A 20206-nucleotide genomic window follows, 5' to 3' on the forward strand; every position below is an offset into this window, starting at 1 on the left:
CCCCAACGGGACTTATTGATATTGAAAGGCGTCAGTCATCCGGGATTTTTCGATCAGTCGCCGGTAAAGGGCGGAATCGGCCAGTAGATGGGCGTGGGTGCCCACCGCATCCACCCGGCCGGCATCCATCACCACGATTTGATCCACCTGTTCGATGGACTTCAGCCGGTGGGAAACGATGATCACGGTTTTGTCGACGGTAAGAGCGTTGAGTGCCTCCTGAATGGCCATCTCGTTGCCCACGTCGAGGCTCGCGCTGATTTCGTCCAAAAGGAGAATGGGTGCATTTTTTAAAAATGCCCGAGCAATAGCGATGCGCTGGCGCTCGCCGCCGGAAAGCCGGCTGCCGTTTTCCCCGATGAGGGTGGCATAGCCCTCGGGGAGCTGCCGGATGAAATCGTCGCAATTGGCCCGTCTGGCCGCGGCTTCAATCTCGTCGTCGGTGGCGCCGGGGCGGCCGATGGCGATGTTGTCCCGCACAGAGGCGTTAAAGAGGATAACATCCTGAAAGACGAAGGACACTTTCTCAAACAGCGTATCGGTGGCAATATCCCGAACGTCGTGGCCGTCGATGCGGATGTAACCGCTTTCGATGTCGTAAAGCCGGGATACCAGCCGCAGCAGGGTCGACTTGCCACAGCCCGAGGGCCCCACAATGGCCGTGACTTCATTTTGTCTGGCAGTGAAGCTGACCCTGTCGACAACCCGGTTGTCGGGAGAATAGCCGAAGCACACGTTCTCCAGAACGATATCAAAACGTTTGAGAGGCAGATCCTGCCCCTTTTGCGTGGGGGTGGCGCGCAAATCGGCGAGCCGGCGGATTCGCGCGTCGAGATAAAACAATTCGGCGAAGGATTCTTCCATGGCGCCCACGGCGTCGATGAGGCGGACCGAGGCAATCAGATAGCCGATGACGTAGATCAGCGCCACGGCGCCGACCTGCAAAAGCCCGGCCGAGAGGATGGCGATGCCTCCGAGGGTGAGCTTCATCAGGGAAGTGGACAAAAGCATGGGTGTGGCCTGGGCGATTTCCGAACGCAGGCGCAGTTTTTCAGCACGCTCCAGGGCATCGGACACGGCGGCGTCGTTGGCTGCCGTCAGGCCGAAGCTTTTGATTTCCCGCTGACATTCGATGGTTTCCTGAAAGGCCTCGTTGGTGGCCCGGGTCTCCCAGAAATATTTGCGGGTCCAACGTTTCTGGACGTTTTTTGTGAAAAACATCAGAGCAAAGCCGAGCAACAGCGGTGTAACGGTGGCCAGGCCCAGGCGCCAGTCGGTGATGAGCATGAGGATGCTCACGGTGACGAGAAAACCCCCGTAGGCGATGCACCGGGGCATGGCGTGGCTTATCGCGTGCTCGATGTCCGAGACGTCCTGCATAATGGTCTGGGCCAGATCGCTCAGATCGTGCCGGAAAAAATATGATAGCGGCAGCGCCTTGATGCGCTCGGCGATTTCGAGACGCAGGTCGCAGGCCTCTTTGTAGGTCGCATTGAAGGTTTTGACGTAATCCAGATCAACGAGAATGTAAACCACGGCCAGGGTGACGGCGAGCAGCCCGAGATAAAACCAGGGTGAGGCCACCGAATGATCAAGCACGTCCCGGCCGAAGACCATGGCAATCATCATGAAGGCCATGTAGCCGATGTTGACGAAAAAGGCGATGACAGCGGCGCGGGCCACGGCCCCGGCTCCGCTGTCCGTCAGACCGAATTGGGTTTTGAGGAAGCGATTCATGGTTTAACCCTCCATGCGTTGGCGCGCGCAAAAGCGTCCTGAAGTTTTTTGTAGCGGGAGTCGCGGGCCATGAGCTCGGCGTGGCTGCCCCGTTCCACCACCTGTCCCGCGTCGATGACGAGGATTTCGTCGACGTTTTGAATGGCGCTGAGGCGGTGGGCGATCATGATGACGGTTTTGTCCGCCATCAAATTGGCCAGGGCCCGCTGCAGTTCGTATTCGTTTTCCGGATCGGCCGCGGCGGAAGCCTCGTCAAGGATGACGATGGGGGCGTCCTTTAAAATGGCCCGGGCGATGGCGATGCGCTGCACCTCACCTCCGGAGAGATGCACCCCTTTGGCGCCGATCAGCGTGTGCTCCCTTTCCGGGAATTTGGCGAGAATCTCGTCGCATTGGGCCAGAGAAAGGGCCCGCATCACAGCTTCGCGGTCGGCGTTTGGCTGGCCGACCAGCACATTGTCATAAATTGAGCGCTTGAACAGCCGGGCGTCTTGAAAGACGTTGGCGATGTTTCGGGCCAAGGCGGCCTCAGTGTAAGCCTCGAGGGGGCGTCCGCCGATGGTGATGTGTCCGCCGTCCAGCCGGTAAAAGCCGGAAATGAGCTTGGCCAACGTCGACTTGCCGGAGCCCGAAGCTCCCACCAGGGCGTAGGTTTTGCCCGGAGCCAGCTCAAAGGAAAGATGGGAGAGGATGGGCGTTTCGCCGTAGCCGAAGCTCACATCCTCAAAGGCGATGGCCGTGTCGGTAATGGCCTCGGTCTGGCCGGGGGTCAGTTTTTTGGCGGTCATCTGGTTAAAGAGCGTCTCGATTTTGCCGATGGCGCTGTTGGCCTGAAAGATGTACATCCCGACGTACATGATTTTCATGAAGGCGACGAAGAGCACCCCGTTGAACAGCACGTAAAACATGAACTTGGCCAGAAAGACCCGGTCAGGCTCTGCCCCGGCGAAAAACAAAAACAAAGCGGCGAGGAAAACAGCGTTGAAAACCACCTGAAAGAACACGTAGCCCCGGCGGCAGCTCATGCTGTAGCGCAGAGCGATGTCGGCATAGTCCCGGATGGCCCGGTAAAAAGCCCCCAGGGACTGGATGTCGGCCTTGAAGATCTTGAGCACCTGAATCCCCCGGACGTATTCCACCGCGCCGGCATTCATCGTCTCTAAGGCCCGCATGTAAAGCGTCATGAAATGCCGGTCTCCCATGAGCCGCTGGATGGCGATCAGTCCGGCGACCATCGTCGCGACGAAAATTCCCCCGAGGCGCACGTCGACGGTGAAAACGAGCACCGATCCCAGCACCGGCACGAACACCGCCGTCGACAGATCCGGGATGAGATGGGCTACGCTCATGTGGGTCAGGGCGGTGTTGTCGTCGAGGATTTTGCGGATTCGGCCTGAGGGGTGCTGATCGTAAAAGCCGAAGGAGGCCTGCATCAAATGACGGATCCCCTGCTTTTTGAGGTTGGTCTCCAGGCGAAAGCCCAAAATGTGGGTGCACCACACTGCGGCGAAATACACCACGGTGCTGGCCACCAGGCAGCCCACGATCTGCCAGGCCAGGGTTAAGGCGCCGGCGAGATCCCCTGTCACCAGGATTTTTTTCAAGAAGCCGTAGAGCAAATAATAACTGCCGACGGAGAGGACCGCGGCAGCCAGGGCCAGCAAAACACCGCCGTAAGCGCAGGCGAGGCGTTCAGGGGCGTAGGCCTTGAGCTTTTGATAAATCATGGTCGTCACCACTCCTTTCCGCAGGGCGCTCAGCCCTGCATATTGGCCAGATGCCGCCGAAGAATCAGCTGCCCCAGATACATCCCGGCGAAGGCCAAAGCGAAGACGACAACCGTGGCGCTGAGACCCATGAGTCCCTTGCTGAAGCGGATGTAGCCATCCATCTCTGCCGGAGATACCCCTCGGGCGATCCAGTGGGTGCGGTAAGATGATACAAAAAACGTCGCCGGGATGATGCCTCCCAGAGCCTGGCCCACATGCAGGATGCCGGAGGCGATGGCCAGCCGAGGCACCGAGGTCTCATTGGAATGCGACGCCAGAAGATCCGCTGCCACGGCCGCGGTTACCGAGGTGATCAGCCAGGGCAGGTAGCCCCCGCCCATCAGGGCGAAGGCCCCCATTACCAGCAGGGTGAAACAGGTGAATTCCCACATTTTGCCGATTTTGCGGTTCATAAACAGCAGCACCGCGCCTGAAAGCAGGGCGCAGACGCCTGGGCTGATGGCGTGGCCATAGGGCCCCAGCAGGGAAATGGGCACCATGCTGGCCATATAGATCAGCAGGTAGATCGCCGTGAGCAGGGCGATGAGCACAAGGTCTTTTATTTTCAGTTTAGGTTTCATTGCATGTCTCCATTTCTTTAAAAATTTGATTCAAATCGCCGAAGGCAGCCGGCGTGAGGGGAAAGTCCCTGGCCACACGTCCGTCTTTCAAATGGATGACGCGGTCGGCCACCATCCGGATGAAGGCGTAGTCGTGGGAGATGACGAGCACTGCCTTGCGGTCGGCCAGATCCGAGATCGCGGCAGCCACCCGGCTCATGGCCCGGGCATCAAGGCCGCTGGTGGGTTCGTCAAAGATGATGAGCGTCGCCTCGGAGAGGGAGGCCGCGGCGATCTGCAGCCGCTGCTTTTCGCCGCCGCTCAGATTGAAGGGGTGGGTGTTGCGGTAGGACCACAGGCCCAGGGGCTGCAAGGCGGCCTTTTTTTGCGCCGCAGACAGCCGGCTCCGGCCGATTTCAAGCTCGCCGGCGACGCTGGTGCCGAAAAGCTGGTAGTCGGCGTCCTGCATGACGTAAAAGGGCAGATCGTCGGTGCGCACCGTGCCGCCGTCGGGTCGGAGAGAACCGGTGAGAAGCTTGGCCAAGGTCGATTTGCCGACGCCGTTCACGCCGACGACGGCCGCAATTTCCCCGGCGTAAAACCGGAGGGAAACCCCTCGAAGCACCGACCATTTGCGCAGTTCGCACACCTCGGCGACGGGATCGCCCCGGGGAGCGCCGCCGCGGCACGGGGTGTCGAGGGCGAAGAGGTTAAAGCCGCGGGTGTTCCAGGACGAGCGCCGAAAGGCGGCCTCGCTTTCGAAAACCGTCAGGCGGCGATCAGCGAGGGCAAAGACCCGGTCGATTACCCCGCCGAGGTAAAAATAGCGGTGGTCGGCCACGAAAACGGTCTTGCCCATGGTCTTGAGCTTTCGGATCAAAGGGCCCAGGGCCATGGCGTTGCGATAATCCAGATTGGCCGAGGGTTCGTCAAAGAGGAGCACATCGGGGTTGAGCACCATGGCCGTGGCCAGGGCCAAAAGTTGGCGCTCTCCGCTGGAAAGGCCGTAAATCTCCCGGTTCATCAGCCCCGCGATGGGCAGCGTCTCCTGAAGGGAGGTCAGCCGCGCCCGCATCGTCTGGCGGGAGAAGCCGTAATTTTCCATGGCGAACACCATCTCGCTGGTGGCGTCGAGGGTGAAAAACTGACTGCGGGGATTTTGGAACACCGTGCCCACCATCCGGCTGACGGCATCGATGGACAGGTTGGTCATGTCCTGATCGTTCAGAAAGCGCTGCCCTGTCAAACGGCCCTCCACAATTTCGGGGATGAGCCCGTTCAGGGATTTTAGCAAGGTCGATTTGCCGCTGCCGCTGTCCCCGGCGATGAGGATGACTTCGCCGGGGGCCGCCGCAAAGGTCACATCCTGAAGGGCCGGGGTTCGTTGCTCCGAGTAAGTAAAGCCGTAAGTATCGGCTGCCATTATCGCCATAAGAGCATCTCCCCCCCGTTCCCAGCAATAAAATCGCGCACAGCCCGCAGTCTGCGAGGCGCAGCCGTCCGTCGCTGTAGGCACTGCGCCGGTCGGGGCTGGTGATGCCCTTGGTCAGCCCGGCAGCGGTGATTTCGTTGGCGAGGAGCGCGCATCGGAAGAGCTGAGGCACCAGAAAAAATTCGAAACTGCGCAGGGGATGACGCAGAGAATAGGGCACCCTGCGCAGCCGCATGGCCTCTTTGATGAAGACGAATTCCCGCCGGAAGGTGGGGATGTAGCGCAGGACGACCGTTAAAGCGATGATGAAGGCCTTGGGCAGCCGCAGGAGCGCCAGAGCCGCGATGAGTTCGCTGGCGTTGGTGTCCCAGATGAGGATGCTCGCCATCATGGCGCAGGGCACGAATTGCAGGGTGAGGGTGATGAACATGATGAAAAAGGGTATTGCCACGCCGGAATAATGGCGCAAAGCGACACTTAAGAGCAGCATCGCGCCATAAAACAATCCGAACTTGGCCAGGCGTTTGACCTTGCCGGACCAGAGAAGGGCCGCGGCGGCGAAGGTCAGAAAGAATCCGTGCTGGTAAGGATTGCCGGGGAACATGATGGCGACGGGCAGAAGCAAATTGAACAGGAGAACAACCAGTGGATGGACGCGCATGATGATTTTCCTTTGGAACACAAGGGCAGCGGGATCAATAGTTAGCCTTGGCTAATATATATGATCAAATTATAACAACTGTCCCTGAAAGATGCAAGAAAGATTGTTAAAAAAATTATTAATGAATCGGGCAGAGACGAAAATCGGTTCAATTATGAAGGGGCTGGCGGCGGCAAAATGGCGGTTAAAAAAGCATTTTCGGAATGAGCACTAATAGAGGATGATATGGGGCATCCCCGGAGCCGAAGGCTTGCGCATGGTAAAGAAGCAAATATCAAAATAACAAACGGATCGTTAACCCTATATTATTCCGTAAATACGCAGTGGAAACAGGTAGAAATGTTCACAATTTCATGGCATAATTTCACAAAAGACAATCGGTAAGCGAGAATTTTATGGGAGGTGCAATAATGAAAATAGAAATGAGGTAAAAATTTTTCCCAATACTTTAAACCTTCATGTCCAGAGGAATTTGAGCTGTTTTTCCATTTAGAAACAACGGCGGCAATTCCTGCGGTTTTATTTGCAATCACCACGTGGAAAGAAAACGGGAAACCGAATGGGCGCTTTCATTCATGGAGTTGTTTTTTCGGCGATGGGACGGCGTTCTTTGCTGTCATGAGAAATTTGCATCGGCACACACACCTATATAAACATTCAAAGGGAGAAATATTTTTGCATCAATTTCCTGCCGATAAGCTGCTATGACAAGTTGACAGATCATTCACCCCAACGATTTGGAGACGAATGAATTTGCAGCGGGCGATTTCACGCTTTCCCACGCAAAAACGATTCATGCGCCAATCATTCAGGAGGCGTTCATCAATACGGAACGCCCTTTAAAAGAGGGACAGGATTAGGAATTACGGCCATGGTTATCGGATAGTTGTAGCACATTTCCGTTAAAGATCGATACTATGAGCGGCGATGTGGAAAAGACGGTTTTATGATGTTGACTCCGGCGCCGCAGGAGAGTGTGGCGAGTGCCGAGAAAAAATGAAACAGTAAATTGGAATTTGGAATTTGCAGAGGAAAATAAAATGAATCAATACCTGCAGGAAACTGCAATGCTGGATTTTTCAAACCCGTCTATTCAAAGATTAATAGAGATGAAGCGTTGGAAGGAACAAAATGAATTCGATCGTCTTAAAGCGATTTATAACTTTGTAAGAGACGAGGTCGCATTTGGGTACAACGGGGATGACAATATCCCCGCATCTAAAGTTCTTAAGGACGGATATGGTCAATGCAATACAAAGGGAACTCTGTTTATGGCATTGCTTCGTGCCTGCGAAATGCCTTGCCGAGTGCATGGATTTATGATAGATAAACAACTGCAGAAAGGGGTAATGAATGGGTTTATTTATAAAAATGCACCCCGGAATATATTTCACAGCTGGGTTGAAGTGTATTTTGAAGATAAATGGTATGAATTGGAGGCTTTTGTATTGGATCAAGCGTATTTGTCCAAATTGCAGAAACGATTTGAAAACTGCACCGGCTCTTTTTGCGGTTATGGCGCGGCAGTAACAGATTTTCAGCATCCGATCATTGATTTTGACAGAAACAACACATATATACAAAGCAAGGGAATAACTCAAGATTTTGGCGTATATGATTGTCCGGATGAATTGTTGAAAAATCACCATCAGGAGGTATCGGGAATTAAAGCCTTTGCTTACAGACATTTGGGAAGGCATTTAATGAATTGCAATGTAAAGAAGGTAAGAAATATTTGAACCTTGGTTTAAAATAGCGATAAACCTCAGTTTTAGGGATAAGCAAAATATGAAGTTTAAGAAAGAATAAACACCATTTTATGTTTGATGCGCTAAATAGCATCAATGCAATTGTCTGTTTCTTGTGAAAGGCCTGCCAAATCGCTATGATGAATCTACCAAATAAAAGTATTTGGCATATTTCTTTTTGTAGGAATGATATTTCGGAGTGTGACATATTTTATTTTTGGAAAGTTATTAGCTAAATAAATCTGATTTTTAGAAAGCGACAAACTTGAATTCTTTGGGAATTATCGCAGTAATCCTTGTTTGCGGAAATCAGCAAATCCGGAATTGAGAGGCGAACGGTATGGGAAATAGGATGATTGAGTTGATTTTGATCGCTGAGCCGTAAAAGATCTTTTGGCAGATTAAGATCCCGGTTATTTTAACGAGCGATGGGGCGCTGATGTGAGATCAACAGCTGCGAATCATTTGAAGCAGAATCAAAGCGCTGGAAAGGGTGGTTAAAAATGGACGCGATTGGTTATCATGAGACGCCGCTGGGGCGGGTGTTATTGGCGGCGGATTCCGAAGGGCTTGTGGCTTCCCGGTCAAAAATATTTTGCAGCAGGTCTTGCGCCGGAATATGAGCGTGTGCCGTCACCGCATTTGGATGCGCCAGACGCTGGCTCGCCGTGTATTTTGCGGGGCAGGCGCCGGCGTTTATGCCGCCGCTGTGTTTTCGGGGCACGCCCTTTCAACAGGCGGTGTGGCGGGCGCTGCTGAAGATTCCTTATCGATTTATGGCCATTTGGCGCATGAAATGGCCGCAGATCGTGTCTTGTCATCGCGTCGTGGGCGCCGACGGCAGCCTCACGGGCGGCCGGCGGTCTTGAACGCGAAAGCGGCACTTTTGACGTTGGAAGGTGCGGTGCATCCGCCCTATGACCGACCAAAACGCGAAAACGCGTGATGTTTTCGGCTGATTTTTCGAGGAATTGTCTTTTTTCCTGCAAGATCCGCGAAGATTCGTTATAATAAAAAATAAGAACGGCTGGGAGATGACGATGGCGAATAATTTTGATTTTTTACAATATCAGCAGGATTTAAAACAATACGAAACATCGGCAAAAAATCTGGAACAACTTTACGGGATCGGAGCCTATGCCTCGGTGCTCACCGAGGCGCGCAAAATTGCGGAAAATCTTGTGAAGGGGATTCTCGGGCGCGCGCAGATTCCGGTGGGAGCCCGAGCCACGTTTCATGAGAATCTTAAAGCGCTCCGCGGGACGGACACCCCGAAAAAAGTGATGGATGTATTTTTTGCCATCAAGCGATGGGGCAACCGGGCGACCCATAATCTCGATCAGGGAACGCAGGCCGAGGCTTTGAAGGCGATCCGGGCGATTTATGCCTTGTTGGGCTGGCAGTTTATGGCACGGGGAGGCGATCGCAGGCGGGTGGCTGATTTTGAAGCGCCGCATCAGCTTTATCAAACAGCTGAGCGCAAACTGATTTATGTGCAGACGGCGGACAACAGCAGCGGTCAGTGGCCGGCTTACGACGGCGCGGAGAAAATCGGGGAGGCTTCTGTGCCGGAAGGCGATTTCGAGGCGAACTGGGAACCCGGCAGCGGTTATCTGCTCGGCGTGGCCCAAAAACGCATCAATCAATACATGACGACGGCCGGGGTGCCCGGGGTGGCGCAGTGGAGCGAACTGGCCTATCGCAAGCAGGACAAAACCTGGTTTCACGATCACGACGTGCACCGGGTGCTGGACCGTTCGGGGATTCGGCACCAGCCAGGGCTCACCGGCAACGAGTGGTACCAAATGGATCTGGCAACGGCCAAGCGCGCCATTGCCGCTGTGAAGGCGGGGCGGGCCGCTATCGATCAGCTGGCGAAAGCCGCGGCAATTGCCTTGCGCCCGGAGCAGCAAGACGCCATTAACCGCACAAAGAAGGCTTTTAAAAAATACGACAAAATGCTCTGGAATGCCAAGATGCGCTTTGGCAAAACCATCACGGCGCTGCAGCTCATCAAGGAGGCGCGGTATCCCCATGTGCTGATTATGACCCATCGGCCGGTGGTGGATGACGGCTGGTTTGACGATTTTAAAAAGCTCGGTTTGCCGGCGGCCGGCTACCACTATGGCTCAAAAAAAATCCGGGGAGACCTTCGACCATCTGGTGAAAAACGGCGGGCCCTTTGTTTATTTTGCGAGTTTGCAGGATCTGCGCGGGTCTGAGATGGTTGGCGGCAAGGCGGGCAGCAAAAATGCGGCGCTGTTTGCCACGGATTGGGATTTGGTGATTGTGGACGAGGCCCACGAAGGCACCCAAACGGAACTGGCCCAAAACGTGCTTGATCAGGTGGTGCGGCCCGATGCGACCAAGGTGCTGGAGCTTTCCGGAACGCCCTTTAATCTGCTGGATCAATACGAAGAAGAGCAGGTCTTCACCTGGGATTATGTGATGGAGCAGCAGGCCAAGGTGGACTGGGAGAAAAAACACACCGATTTGCCCAACCCCTACGCCGGGTTGCCGAAGGTTTCGATGTTCACCTTTGAAATGAGCCGTCAGTTTAAAGATGCCCTTTTTCAAAACGACGACAAACGGGCCTTTAACTTTAAGGCGTTTTTTGAAGTGAACGTCGCCGGGCGTTTTGTGCACGAGGCCAAGGTGAAACAATTTCTTGACAATATCACCACCCCGGACGCTGCCACGAACTATCCCTTTTCGGCCCCGGCCTTTCGGGAGCGGCTGCGCCATACGCTGTGGATTTTGCCCGGGGTGAAGGAGGCCTGCGCGCTGGCGGCACTGCTCACGGCGCACCCGGTTTTCGGCATGGATTACAAGATTGTGAACGTGGTGGCCCAGGGGGATAACGGCGGGGTCGCGTCGGAGAGCGACGTGGCCCAGGTGAAAGCCGCCATGGGCGACGATCCGGCGGTTACCAAAACCATCACCCTGACCGTGCGCAAGCTCACCACCGGCGTGACCATCGCCCCGTGGACGGGGGTGCTTTTTCTGGCCAACACCGCCAGCGCCATGCAGTATTTGCAGGCGGCCTTCCGGGCCCAGACGCCCTATGCCAGCGAGACCTTCGGCCGGAAAACCCGGTGCTACATCTTCGACTTTGCGCCGGATCGGGCGCTCACCGTGATGGCCGAGGCCACAAGGTTAAACACCGGCGTGGGTAAGCGCACCTCCGACGCCCAGCGCGAAAAGATGGCGCGCCTCATGAATTTTTTGCCCATCATCGGGGAGGGCGGCCACGGCATGCAGCCCTATCAAGTGGATACCCTGCTGTCTCAGATCAAGCGGGTTTATGCTGAAAAGGCTGTGAAGCGCGGCTTCGACGACGATTCGCTTTACAGCGATGAGCTTTTGATGCTAAAAGACGGTGACCTTTCCGCGTTTAACGATTTGAAGGCCATTGTGGGCACGACGAAAAAAGACAAACGCCCCATGACCATCGACGTGAACCATCAGGGGCTCAGCGATGAACAATACGAAAAGGCGACGGGCGCCGAGAAAAAACCCAAACGCGAGCGAACCGCCGAGGAGCAGGCCGTCATCGACCAGATGAATGCGCTCAAAAAACAGCGCCGGACCATGATTTCGATTCTGCGGGGGATCTCCATTCGCATCCCGCTGATGCTTTACGGGCTGGACGTGCCCGTGGGCGACAGCGTGAGCGTGACGAAATTTGTGGACGCGGTGGACGACGCCTCCTGGGCCGAGTTCATGCCGGCGGGGGTGACCAAGGCATTGTTTCGGAAGTTCACCAAATATTACGACGCGGATGTCTTTATTGAAGCCGGGCGCATCATCCGGCGCAAGGTGAAGGCGCTGGACGATTTGTCCCCGATCGAGCGGGCCGAGGCCCTCACGCCCATCCTGGCCACCTTCTGCAATCCGGACAAAGAGACCGTGCTCACGCCCTGGCGGGCGGTCAATCTGCAGCTGGGCAAAACCATCGGCGGCCTCTCTTTTTATGACGATGCCTATGAGCACCAGACGGTGGCCGGCCGCCCGGCACGCCACTGGATCAAAACGGCTGTTACCGATCAGGTTTATCGTAATGACGCGCGGATTTTGGAGATCAATGCGAAAACAGGACTCTACCCGCTTTATGCTGCGCTGTCGTGTTTTGATGAGGGGCAGCGGCGCCTGGCCGGCCCCTTGCCCGCGGCCGAACAGGGCCGGCTTTGGCAGCAGGTGCTCGCGAAGAATATTTATGTGGTGGCGAAGACTCCCATGGCCGCCGCCATTGCCCGGCGCACCCTGGCCGGCTATCACCATTGGGACACCAATATTGCTTATATCGATGGTTTGGTGGCCGCCGCCCGGGCGGATGTGCGTGACGCCGCTGCCAAGATTGAAAGGGAATTTGGAAAGATGAAATTTGATGTGGTGATCGGCAATCCGCCGTATCAGGAAGAAGTAGCAAAAAAAGAAACAGATAATGGTCAAAAGCGTGTGACAAATATATTTCATTATTTTCAAATTTTAGCGGATAAATTAGCAAAAGATTGTACAGCTCTCATTTATCCAGGTGGACGATGGATCCAAAGATCGGGCAAAGGTATGAGCAAATTTGGCTTAGAACAGATTAATGATCCGCGTTTATCAAAACTGATTTATTTTGAAGACGCAAATGATGTATTTGAGCAAGTAGAAATTCCGGATGGAATTTCTATTGTTCTTAAAAAAACGGGAAAAACAGATAAAGTTTTTGACTATGAATTTATTAAAGGCGGCAAATCCCAATGCATTAAATTGACAGCGCCGGGTGAGAAAATTTTAGTTTTGAATCCGATTGAAGGAAAAATAGCTCAAAAGATTGATCAATTTGTCGAAAAGAATGGTTTGAAATATATTGCTGACAGTAAAGTGATCAATCAAAAACTTTTTAGAATTGAAAGTGATTTTGTAGAAAAAAATCCAGAAAAAGTAAAATTATTGGAAGAGAATGAAGTCATCGATTATTCAAAAAATATCAAACTCTTCACGAACGATAAAGCGGGGAAAACAGGTCGAGCAAAGTGGTATGTTGTAAAAAGAGAAGTGATTGAGCACAATGCCAATCTTATAGATGAGTGGAAAGTAACGGTATCGAGTGCAAATGCTGGTGGACAAAAACGAGATAATCAAATCTCTGTGATGGACAATCATTCGGCGTTTGGAAGATCGCGTATCGCGCTTAAAGTTTTCAAAACACAACAAGAGGCTAACAACTTTTTAAAATATGCAAAAAGCAAATTTATTAGATTTGCATTTTTGCTGACGGACGAATCTCTTACATCTTTGGGCAAAGAAGTTCCGGATATTCTTGAATATAAAGATGAAAATGCTTTTATTGATTTCTCACGGGGTGTTGACCAACAGTTGGCTAAGTTGCTGGGGTTAACTGAGGAAGAAACAAAATATATTAACAATCGTGTTGAAAGTTTAAGATAATGGAAAATAGTTTAATTAAATCCAAATCCCGGGTGCAGCAGCACGGCGAGGTGTTCACGCCGGCGGCGGTGGTCGAGCGAATGCTCGATTTGCCCGGGGTGCGTGCAGCCTGCGAGCGCCTGACAGCCACTTTTTTGGAGCCTGCCGCCGGCGAGGGCGCCTTTCTCGTGGCGATTTTGCGGCGCAAGCTCGCCGCTGTGCAAAAAACCTGCATCGCCGCGGCAGACTGGCACCAAAAATCACTTTTCGCGCTGACCACGCTCTATGGTATTGAGCTTTTGGAAGATAACGTGGAGATGCTGGTGATGAATCTGATGGATACCTTTCGCACCGGCTACGAAGCGGGGCTGGCCGCTTTTGACGCCGCGCCTGATCCCCGGGTGATGGCGGCCGCCCGGGTGGTTATCCAGGCTAACATGATCCAGGGGGATGCGCTCACCGGACGCACCGGAGAGGGCGATCCCATCGTTTTTACTCAGTGGCGCCTGTTGCCGCAGGATGCGGCAGGTTCTCAAATCCTGCGCGTGGCCACGAGCCGCCACGAAATGCGCGAGCTGCTCGCCGCCGGGGAAGAGGATGTGGCGCCCGCGCCCGAAACGGAGGAGCAGGTGGTCATGAACCTTTCCGCGTTGCTGCCGGAGACGGCCGTCGGGGCGCCGGAGCCCGACGAGACGATTGTGCCTATTTTATCGCTGGGGAAAGAAACCTGATTCCGCGTACATCAGCCCGCCTTTTGTTAAAATAAAAAGCGTTGGCTGATTTTTTTGAGTTTTGGTTTTTTGTTCGTTAATCGATCAAAAATTTAGTTTATCTGTTAGGTTGTTTGACAAATGAGCAAAATATATGCTTAAAAAGCAAAATGCGTTTGCCAAAGAGTTGGTTCTTTGTTCGCGGGTGCATTTTTGCAGGGGCGTTCCAAAAGCCGTTCGGCGTTATTCCGTACGTCCGTGTTATAATTAAATAAAAAGTAATCCCTTAAAGAACAGGGATAATGTTAATGTGAATTCAAAATCAGGAGGCAACCATGCAATTTTATTGTCCGGTTAAACTTTACGAAGGGGAAAATGCGGTGCGCGCCCACACGGCCGAACTGGCGGCGCTGGGCACCAAGGCCCTGATTGTGACGGGGCGCCGCTCGGCGAAGGCCTGCGGCGCCTACGGCGATGTGGCGGCGGCACTGGACGCCGCCGGCGTCGGGCATGCCTTGTTCGACGCGGTGGAAGAAAATCCCTCGGTGGAAACGGTGATGGCCGGCCGGGATCTGGGGGTGGCTGAAGGGGCGGATTTCGTTATCGGCATCGGGGGCGGCTCGCCCCTCGACGCCTGCAAAGCCATCGCGTTGATGATCCGCCACGCGGATCAAGACGCGGCCTATCTTTACGATGGGGCGGCGCCCTCGGACGCGCTGCCCGTCGTTTGCGTGCCCACCACCTGCGGCACCGGCTCCGAGGTCACGGCTATCTCCGTGCTGACGCGCCACGATCTGAAGGTCAAAGGTTCGATTCCCCACCGCATTTTCGCGCGGCTGGCCCTGCTGGACGGGCGCTATCTCGCGGCGGCACCCCGGCATATTCTTGCCAACACGGGGGTGGATGCCTTTGGCCATATGGCGGAAAGTGTGGTGAACACCCAGGCGGATGATTACAGCCGGATGTTTGCCTTCGCGGGGCTGCGTCTCTGGCAGAAGAGCAAGGCCGTGTTTGCCGGCGAGCGGGCGGCCACGACGGCGGATTACCGCAATATGATCAACGCTTCGGCGATGGGCGGCATGGCCATTGCCCACACCGGCACCACCCTGCCCCACGGCCTGAGCTACGCGCTGACCTATCATCTCGGGATGGCCCACGGCGCGGCCATCGGCTATTTTGAGGCCCGCTACCTCGACGCGGCTCCGGCGGATCAGCGGGCAGCGGTGCTCGAGGCGTCCGGCTTCGCCTCGACGGCGGAGCTGCAGGCGTTTTACGACGCGGTGTGCGACAGCCGCATGGTAACCCGGGGGACGCTGACCCGGGCGGTGGACGAACTCATGCAAAGCGACAAGAAGCTGGCCCTGGCGCCCTTTGACGCGAGCCGGGACGTGGTGGAACGCATCGCCGGGCTGCGATAATGTTGTGAATTTTTATAGGACGCCGGCCGGCGTCCTTTTTAATCTTGAATTGTCAAGCTAAGTGCAACACAGTTGAATGGTAGACTTTATAAGGAGTTCTGAACCCGAGGCATTTCCGTGGCCGTTTGTTCATTTCATCCACTTTGCTTTGTATATACGCTTCTGACACATCATTAAGGATAGAGCTTTTAGGACAATACTCTAACTTATCCCTGACATATTCAAATCTTTCAGGATCAGAAAGTTTGAGTTTAGGTCTGCAGGCTACGACGTTCTAAATATTGAGTATGAGCTGCACCTGGTAAATAAATGCCATCACAGCCATTACGAGGAATCTCCCGAGAAATGGTGGACTTGTCACGGTGAATCGTCTTTGCGATGCCGCTTAATGTTTTGTTTTGAGAGTGAAGAAGATCTATCTTTTCTCTTTCTTCTGGTGTAAGAAGTTTGTAATGGCTCATAGTTTCTCCTTGAATATTTGGATGTCTTTGCAAACACCATTATACCAAGGCTATGAGTCATTATTTATTGTTGCACTTAGAGTGTATATTCAAGTTGCAAAAAAAGCCCGTGGAAACGGGCTTAAAAACGGCAGGCTATGACTTAATGGAACGCAGCAGGCAGGTGAAGGTGATGACGCCGTCCTTCCAGCGGGCGGTGATGCGGCCGTGATATTTGCGGCAGAGACTTTCGGCCAGGGAAAGGCCGATGCCGTAGCCGGCTTGCTCCGGCCCGTCGACGTGATGGGTCGCATCGCCCCGATAAAAGCGGTCGAAAAAGCGCTGATAGTCGATACCGGCGCCATCGGCGTAATCGTTGGCGACACTGAGCAGAACCGTTTCCCGGCGGAAGCGGCTTTGGTAGCAATTCAGCCGCAGGCGGATGGTGCCGCCGTCGTCACAGTATTTGACGGCGTTGTCCAGCAGGACGGAAACGAGCTTGTGCATATCGCCTTCGCCGCCGGTTAGGGTGATGTCGGATTGAATATCCGTCTCAAAGTGTTTGCCGCTTTGCCGGGCCAGGCTGCTCAAAGCTTCGGCCGTCTCGTGTGTCACGGCCGAAAGGTCCACAGGGACTATGCCCTTGGGCGTTTTGTTTTTCGTCGGAGCGGGTGATGAGCACAAGCTCTTTCACCAGCTCGTCCATGCGGGCTACCTGTTTGAGGGTGGATCGGGTCCATTCGTTTTCGCCGCCGAGCATCTCGGAAAATTCCGTGTTGGAGCGGATCACGGCCAGAGGCGTTTTAAGCTCGTGGCTGGCGTTGGTGATGAATTGTTTTTGACGCTCGGCGTTTTGGATCATCGGGCGGATGGCCAGCCGGGAAAAAGAGCGCACCAGCCAGTAAATGATGAACAGCCCGGTCAGACAGATGACGACGGTGATGGCCGCCAGGCGATAGGCGGCGTAGATGCCGTTTTGATAATCGAGGGCGGCGATGACCGTGCTGCCGTCGGGCCGCTTTTGGTATTGGTAAAAATAGGTGCCGTATTGCCCGAAGGGCTTTTTTTGAGCGAGCATTTTTTTTGCCAGGGTCAGGGCGTCGGCCCTTTGGAGGCCGTCGGTGCGCACCAGCAGAACGTCCGGCGCGCGTCTTTTGTTTAAGGTGACCGTGAAATAAGAGGTGCCGGAGAGGTACTCGATGTCAAAAAAATTGAAGCCCTCGAAGGGGCTGATGGTTGCTTCCCCATTGGTGCTTTCCTTGACGTCGGCACTTTTGAGGCGGCCGCGATCATCGATGATGGCGCTGAGGGTGTGGCGGATCTGGTAGCGGGCGGAAATGGTCTGGGCAATGTTGAGCAAAGAGCCGATGCCCACCATCACCAAAAGAACGGAGAGCATGGTGACTCGGATGAAACGGCTGCGCAGCGCTGTGATTTCGCGTGTTTCCATGATGGTTCTCCGGCGATCAGGATGCCATGATCCGATAATGCCCCGGCTCGGGCTCGGCGATAAGCACCTGGGAGGCCACGGCCTCGAGTTTGGCCCGCAGGTAGGACAGGTAAAGGGTAACCGTTTCACGAGCCGCGGCCGTGTCGTGGCGCCAGACGTGATCCAAAAGATAATCGGCGGGCAGGGCGGTGTCCGGATGCAGGATAAACAGCCGCAGCAGAGCGCATTCCCGCTGGGAAAGGGTGACGGAGTTTTCGGCGGTGAGGGTTTGGGTGTCGGTATCGAGACTCAGATCGCCGAATTCAAGCCGGGGCGACTGCGTCGTTTCCCGGCCGCGGATCATGGCTTTGACCCGGGCCATCAGCTCCTTCAGGGCGAAGGGCTTGGGCAGGTAATCGTCGGCACCTGCTTCGAGCCCGGTCACCCGGTCGTCCACTTCGGCCTTGGCCGTCAACAGCAAAATGGGAGTGGTGTCCCCGGCGGCACGAATCCGTTCAGTAACGGCAAGGCCGGAGAGCCCCGGCATCATGATGTCGAGGATCGCCGCGTCATAAACCTGAGTCTGCAAATGGCTCAGGGCCTTTTGTCCGTCCATCACGCTGTCGACTTCATAGCCGGCGTGGACGAGTGCCATGGTGACGACGCGGTTGAGATCGGTGGTATCTTCTGCAAATAATAATTTCATGAAAGGTTCTCCTCGTTTTCGGCCGGCGTCATGGACCCAATCATCTCGCGGATGGTCTGCATCGAGATGTCGGTGGCGGCCAATTCGTCAGCGCAGCGCTTGAGCTCGCCGGCGATCAATTCGGCGTTGGCAGAGAAGGCGCGCTTGTACTGCAGTTTATGTTCCAGCGCGGCCCAGGTATCCATTGAAATGGTGCGCAGCTGGATCTCGGCATCGTAGCCGTCAACGCGCACAATGAGGTGATAGCTGCGGTAGCCGTTGGGCTTGGCGTGGCGGATGTAGTCCTTCTCCTCGACGATGGTGAACTGGTCCGAGGCGGCAATGTAATCCCGGATGAGGAAGACATCGCTTAAAAAGGGACAGACCACCCGCAGACCGATGAGATCGTGCAGCCGGGTCATGGCGCTTTCGGTGGTTTCGGGGATGCCCTCGCGCCGGCATTTTTCCCGGGCACTGGCCTCGGACTTGATGCGTGTCAGCAGATGATCGATGGGATCGTCGCCGGTTTCGGCAATGGTTTTGGTCCGAAGGGCCTCAAGGCTTTCGAGCAGGCGATCCCGGGCGGCACCCAGCGCTTCGGTGTGGCGGCCGTAAAGGGATGGTTTTTCAGACATGATTTTTTCCTTACTCATAAAATAATGATGATGCGCGCGGCGAATGCGCATTCGACGTGCGTAATAATTAAGTATAGCCGGTCTTTCCGCAAAATGGCTTAAGCTTTCGATGCTTAAGAGGCGAGGCAGGGCCTGGTTACTCATTAAAAAGGATTTTTTCGTCTTGAATGCAGCGGCCTTCTTTGCGCCAGGCGCCGCAGTGCCGAGAAAAGCGACGACTTTTTTCAAGGCGCGGCCCCCTGCTGATCGGCAAAATTTTTATTTTTTTCTCCTCGCAGACAAACGGATTTTTTTATTCATATATAAAAAGATGGTGCGTCAAGCGATAAAATTATGTATCGGTTGGATTTTGCAGCGCAGCTTTTGGGAAAAGGCGGTTCTGCCCCTCCGGCCTGTGGTATACTGAAGGCAAAGCGTGAAAGGAGGCGAGGGGAAGCGCCATGAGAGAAAAACGATGGCTGACCGCAGTTTTGGTGATACTGTCCTTGGGGTTTACCGGCTGCGCCGACCAGACGGCCGGCCGGAACGCGGAAACGATCGCCCAGCTCGCGGCGAAAAAGCTCATGGATACCCGGGAGGACGTGCGCACCGAGGCGGAATATGCCGAGGGCCATATCCGCGGGGCCGTTTCCTTCCCGTTGAGACGCATCGCCGACCGGGCCAGCGTGGCCAAGGTGCTGCCCGATCGGGGGCAATGGCTTCTGCTCTATTGCCGCAGCGGGCGCCGAGCCCGGATCGCTGCGGGCAAGCTGGCCGAGCTAGGTTATACAAAGGTTAGAAGCTTCGGCGGCATCACCACCTGGCCCTATGGATTGGTGCGGGACTGATGAGAACGAAAGAATCCGGAGGAAAATCCATGAGCATGGCAGATGCGTTGGCGCGCCTCCCCTTTTGGGGGCTTTTGACGGCGAAAGAACAAGGGGTGCTGGCTGCCCGGGCGGTGATCCGCCGGGACGGGCCGGTGCAGATTGTCCACGGGGGACAGCACGATTGCCCGGGCTTGTTTTTGGTGCTTTCCGGGGAGCTGCGGGCCGCCATGCTCTCGGAGGCAGGCCGGGAGATCACCCTTTACCGGGTGGGCACCGGGGAATTTTGTGTGCTCTCGGCCTCCTGCGTGATCAGCCAGATCACCTTCGATACGCAGATCATGACGGAATCGTCCTGTGAGTGCCTGGTGATCGACACCGCTACCATCAACGGCCTTGCCGAGAAAAACCTCGCCCTGCGCTGCGCCCTTTACGAACAGGCCCTCCGCCGATTCTCGGAGGTGATGTGGACCATGCAGCAGATTCTTTTTATGGGACTGGACTGCCGGCTGGCTACCTTTTTAATGGGGGAGACCGACCGCACCGATGCTTTCGAAATTGTCATGACCCACGATCAGATCGCCCGGCATATCAGCTCGGCCAGGGAAGTGGTGGCCCGCATGCTCAAGCGCTTTGCCGCTGAGGGCTGGGTGCAGTTGCACCGGGGGCGCATCACCGTGACGAATCCCGGCGCCCTGCGCCGTCTGGCAGCTGCCGAAAATTAAAAAACTGAAAATGAGACGTGGTCACTGTACCGA

At 55.0% G+C, this 20206-nt stretch carries 18 protein-coding genes and 1 pseudogene; 9 read left to right on the forward strand and 10 right to left on the reverse strand.

Annotated features, from left to right (window positions below; all coding sequences use genetic code 11):
- Window positions 1-12 precede the first annotated feature (12 nt).
- From HMPREF0721_RS00005 to HMPREF0721_RS12740, 5 genes and pseudogenes are all read right to left on the reverse strand, one after another.
- Window positions 13-1737, reverse strand: coding sequence for an ABC transporter ATP-binding protein (locus HMPREF0721_RS00005; protein WP_006597419.1), 1725 nt, complete (start codon window positions 1735-1737; stop codon window positions 13-15).
- Window positions 1734-3464, reverse strand: a complete 1731-nt coding sequence (locus HMPREF0721_RS00010; RefSeq protein ID WP_006597420.1) for an ABC transporter ATP-binding protein — start codon at window positions 3462-3464, stop codon at window positions 1734-1736. Before HMPREF0721_RS00010 ends, HMPREF0721_RS00005 begins: the two co-directional genes overlap by 4 nt.
- Before the next feature lie 29 nt (window positions 3465-3493).
- The gene (locus HMPREF0721_RS00015; protein ID WP_006597421.1) at window positions 3494-4087 is read right to left on the reverse strand and encodes an MptD family putative ECF transporter S component; all 594 of its coding nucleotides are present in this window, start codon (window positions 4085-4087) and stop codon (window positions 3494-3496) included.
- Window positions 4077-5498, reverse strand: coding sequence for an ABC transporter ATP-binding protein (locus HMPREF0721_RS00020; RefSeq protein ID WP_006597422.1), 1422 nt, complete (start codon window positions 5496-5498; stop codon window positions 4077-4079). The genes HMPREF0721_RS00015 and HMPREF0721_RS00020 overlap by 11 nt, the downstream gene beginning before the upstream one ends.
- 166 nt (window positions 5499-5664) lie before the next feature.
- Window positions 5665-6123 (reverse strand): annotated as a pseudogene (locus HMPREF0721_RS12740) (energy-coupling factor transporter transmembrane component T); the annotation flags it as partial.
- Here HMPREF0721_RS12740 and HMPREF0721_RS12540 point away from each other — a divergent pair.
- The 7 genes from HMPREF0721_RS12540 (at window position 6076) to HMPREF0721_RS00045 (ending at window position 15453) form a co-directional block, all read left to right on the forward strand.
- On the forward strand, window positions 6076-6204 hold the full coding sequence (locus HMPREF0721_RS12540; protein ID WP_006597424.1) for a hypothetical protein: 129 nt from the start codon (window positions 6076-6078) through the stop codon (window positions 6202-6204). The pseudogene HMPREF0721_RS12740 and the gene HMPREF0721_RS12540 sit on opposite strands and share 48 nt — an antisense overlap.
- Window positions 6205-7199: 995 nt before the next feature.
- Window positions 7200-7898, forward strand: coding sequence for a transglutaminase-like domain-containing protein (locus tag HMPREF0721_RS00025; RefSeq protein ID WP_040640098.1), 699 nt, complete (start codon window positions 7200-7202; stop codon window positions 7896-7898).
- Window positions 7899-8526: 628 nt separating this feature from the next.
- Window positions 8527-8853 (forward strand): hypothetical protein, encoded by a 327-nt coding sequence (locus HMPREF0721_RS12195; RefSeq protein ID WP_156788658.1) that lies wholly within the window; start codon window positions 8527-8529, stop codon window positions 8851-8853.
- A gap of 94 nt (window positions 8854-8947) precedes the next feature.
- Window positions 8948-10129: a GIY-YIG nuclease family protein gene (locus HMPREF0721_RS12200; RefSeq protein ID WP_207635226.1), complete on the forward strand. Its 1182-nt coding sequence runs from the start codon at window positions 8948-8950 to the stop codon at window positions 10127-10129.
- Window positions 10032-13346 carry an Eco57I restriction-modification methylase domain-containing protein gene (locus HMPREF0721_RS00035; protein WP_006597432.1) on the forward strand — a complete coding sequence of 1105 codons (3315 nt, stop codon included), beginning with the start codon at window positions 10032-10034 and terminating at the stop codon, window positions 13344-13346. The genes HMPREF0721_RS12200 and HMPREF0721_RS00035 overlap by 98 nt, the downstream gene beginning before the upstream one ends.
- Window positions 13346-14056 (forward strand): DNA methyltransferase family protein, encoded by a 711-nt coding sequence (locus HMPREF0721_RS00040; protein ID WP_006597433.1) that lies wholly within the window; start codon window positions 13346-13348, stop codon window positions 14054-14056. Before HMPREF0721_RS00035 ends, HMPREF0721_RS00040 begins: the two co-directional genes overlap by 1 nt.
- A 314-nt stretch (window positions 14057-14370) precedes the next feature.
- Window positions 14371-15453 carry an iron-containing alcohol dehydrogenase family protein gene (locus tag HMPREF0721_RS00045; RefSeq protein ID WP_006597434.1) on the forward strand — a complete coding sequence of 361 codons (1083 nt, stop codon included), beginning with the start codon at window positions 14371-14373 and terminating at the stop codon, window positions 15451-15453.
- A 251-nt stretch (window positions 15454-15704) separates the two neighbouring features.
- Here HMPREF0721_RS00045 and HMPREF0721_RS11360 read toward each other — a convergent pair whose 3' ends face one another.
- The 5 genes from HMPREF0721_RS11360 to HMPREF0721_RS00065 form a co-directional block, all read right to left on the reverse strand.
- Entirely contained in the window at window positions 15705-15914 is a 210-nt protein-coding gene (locus tag HMPREF0721_RS11360; RefSeq protein ID WP_083798112.1) for a helix-turn-helix domain-containing protein, read from the reverse strand.
- Window positions 15915-16049: 135 nt separating this feature from the next.
- Window positions 16050-16484 carry a sensor histidine kinase gene (locus HMPREF0721_RS00050; protein WP_006597435.1) on the reverse strand — a complete coding sequence of 145 codons (435 nt, stop codon included), beginning with the start codon at window positions 16482-16484 and terminating at the stop codon, window positions 16050-16052.
- Entirely contained in the window at window positions 16447-17343 is an 897-nt protein-coding gene (locus HMPREF0721_RS00055; protein WP_006597436.1) for a sensor histidine kinase, read from the reverse strand. The genes HMPREF0721_RS00050 and HMPREF0721_RS00055 overlap by 38 nt, the downstream gene beginning before the upstream one ends.
- 16 nt (window positions 17344-17359) lie before the next feature.
- A complete protein-coding gene (locus tag HMPREF0721_RS00060) occupies window positions 17360-18028 on the reverse strand; it encodes a response regulator transcription factor (RefSeq protein ID WP_006597437.1) in 669 nt (222 codons plus the stop codon).
- Window positions 18025-18642: a GTP pyrophosphokinase gene (locus HMPREF0721_RS00065; protein WP_156788659.1), complete on the reverse strand. Its 618-nt coding sequence runs from the start codon at window positions 18640-18642 to the stop codon at window positions 18025-18027. Before HMPREF0721_RS00065 ends, HMPREF0721_RS00060 begins: the two co-directional genes overlap by 4 nt.
- 440 nt (window positions 18643-19082) lie before the next feature.
- On the opposite strand from HMPREF0721_RS00065, the gene HMPREF0721_RS00075 reads away from it, so the two are divergent.
- Together HMPREF0721_RS00075 and HMPREF0721_RS00080 are read left to right on the forward strand one after the other, a co-directional pair.
- The gene (locus HMPREF0721_RS00075; protein ID WP_006597440.1) at window positions 19083-19469 is read left to right on the forward strand and encodes a rhodanese-like domain-containing protein; all 387 of its coding nucleotides are present in this window, start codon (window positions 19083-19085) and stop codon (window positions 19467-19469) included.
- Between the two features lie 29 nt (window positions 19470-19498).
- Window positions 19499-20173 (forward strand): Crp/Fnr family transcriptional regulator, encoded by a 675-nt coding sequence (locus tag HMPREF0721_RS00080; RefSeq protein ID WP_040639798.1) that lies wholly within the window; start codon window positions 19499-19501, stop codon window positions 20171-20173.
- Window positions 20174-20206 lie beyond the last annotated feature (33 nt).

Origin of the sequence: Pseudoramibacter alactolyticus ATCC 23263, assembly GCF_000185505.1 — a bacterium.
GTDB classification, from domain to species: domain Bacteria; phylum Bacillota; class Clostridia; order Eubacteriales; family Eubacteriaceae; genus Pseudoramibacter; species Pseudoramibacter alactolyticus.

What these genes read in the sequence shown, in the direction of transcription:
- HMPREF0721_RS00015 (WP_006597421.1), bottom strand. Translation starts at nt 4,087, where the DNA reads ATGAAACCTAAACTGAAAATAAAAGACCTTGTGCTCATCGCCCTGCTC.
- HMPREF0721_RS00075 (WP_006597440.1), top strand. Translation starts at nt 19,083, where the DNA reads ATGAGAGAAAAACGATGGCTGACCGCAGTTTTGGTGATACTGTCCTTG.
- HMPREF0721_RS12195 (WP_156788658.1), top strand. Translation starts at nt 8,527, where the DNA reads ATGAGCGTGTGCCGTCACCGCATTTGGATGCGCCAGACGCTGGCTCGC.
- HMPREF0721_RS00040 (WP_006597433.1), top strand. Translation starts at nt 13,346, where the DNA reads ATGGAAAATAGTTTAATTAAATCCAAATCCCGGGTGCAGCAGCACGGC.
- HMPREF0721_RS00020 (WP_006597422.1), bottom strand. Translation starts at nt 5,498, where the DNA reads ATGGCGATAATGGCAGCCGATACTTACGGCTTTACTTACTCGGAGCAA.
- HMPREF0721_RS00005 (WP_006597419.1), bottom strand. Translation starts at nt 1,737, where the DNA reads ATGAATCGCTTCCTCAAAACCCAATTCGGTCTGACGGACAGCGGAGCC.
- HMPREF0721_RS00055 (WP_006597436.1), bottom strand. Translation starts at nt 17,343, where the DNA reads ATGGAAACACGCGAAATCACAGCGCTGCGCAGCCGTTTCATCCGAGTC.
- HMPREF0721_RS00035 (WP_006597432.1), top strand. Translation starts at nt 10,032, where the DNA reads ATGGCTCAAAAAAAATCCGGGGAGACCTTCGACCATCTGGTGAAAAAC.
- HMPREF0721_RS11360 (WP_083798112.1), bottom strand. Translation starts at nt 15,914, where the DNA reads ATGAGCCATTACAAACTTCTTACACCAGAAGAAAGAGAAAAGATAGAT.
- HMPREF0721_RS00080 (WP_040639798.1), top strand. Translation starts at nt 19,499, where the DNA reads ATGAGCATGGCAGATGCGTTGGCGCGCCTCCCCTTTTGGGGGCTTTTG.
- HMPREF0721_RS00045 (WP_006597434.1), top strand. Translation starts at nt 14,371, where the DNA reads ATGCAATTTTATTGTCCGGTTAAACTTTACGAAGGGGAAAATGCGGTG.
- HMPREF0721_RS00025 (WP_040640098.1), top strand. Translation starts at nt 7,200, where the DNA reads ATGAATCAATACCTGCAGGAAACTGCAATGCTGGATTTTTCAAACCCG.
- HMPREF0721_RS12200 (WP_207635226.1), top strand. Translation starts at nt 8,948, where the DNA reads ATGGCGAATAATTTTGATTTTTTACAATATCAGCAGGATTTAAAACAA.
- HMPREF0721_RS00060 (WP_006597437.1), bottom strand. Translation starts at nt 18,028, where the DNA reads ATGAAATTATTATTTGCAGAAGATACCACCGATCTCAACCGCGTCGTC.
- HMPREF0721_RS00065 (WP_156788659.1), bottom strand. Translation starts at nt 18,642, where the DNA reads ATGTCTGAAAAACCATCCCTTTACGGCCGCCACACCGAAGCGCTGGGT.
- HMPREF0721_RS00010 (WP_006597420.1), bottom strand. Translation starts at nt 3,464, where the DNA reads ATGATTTATCAAAAGCTCAAGGCCTACGCCCCTGAACGCCTCGCCTGC.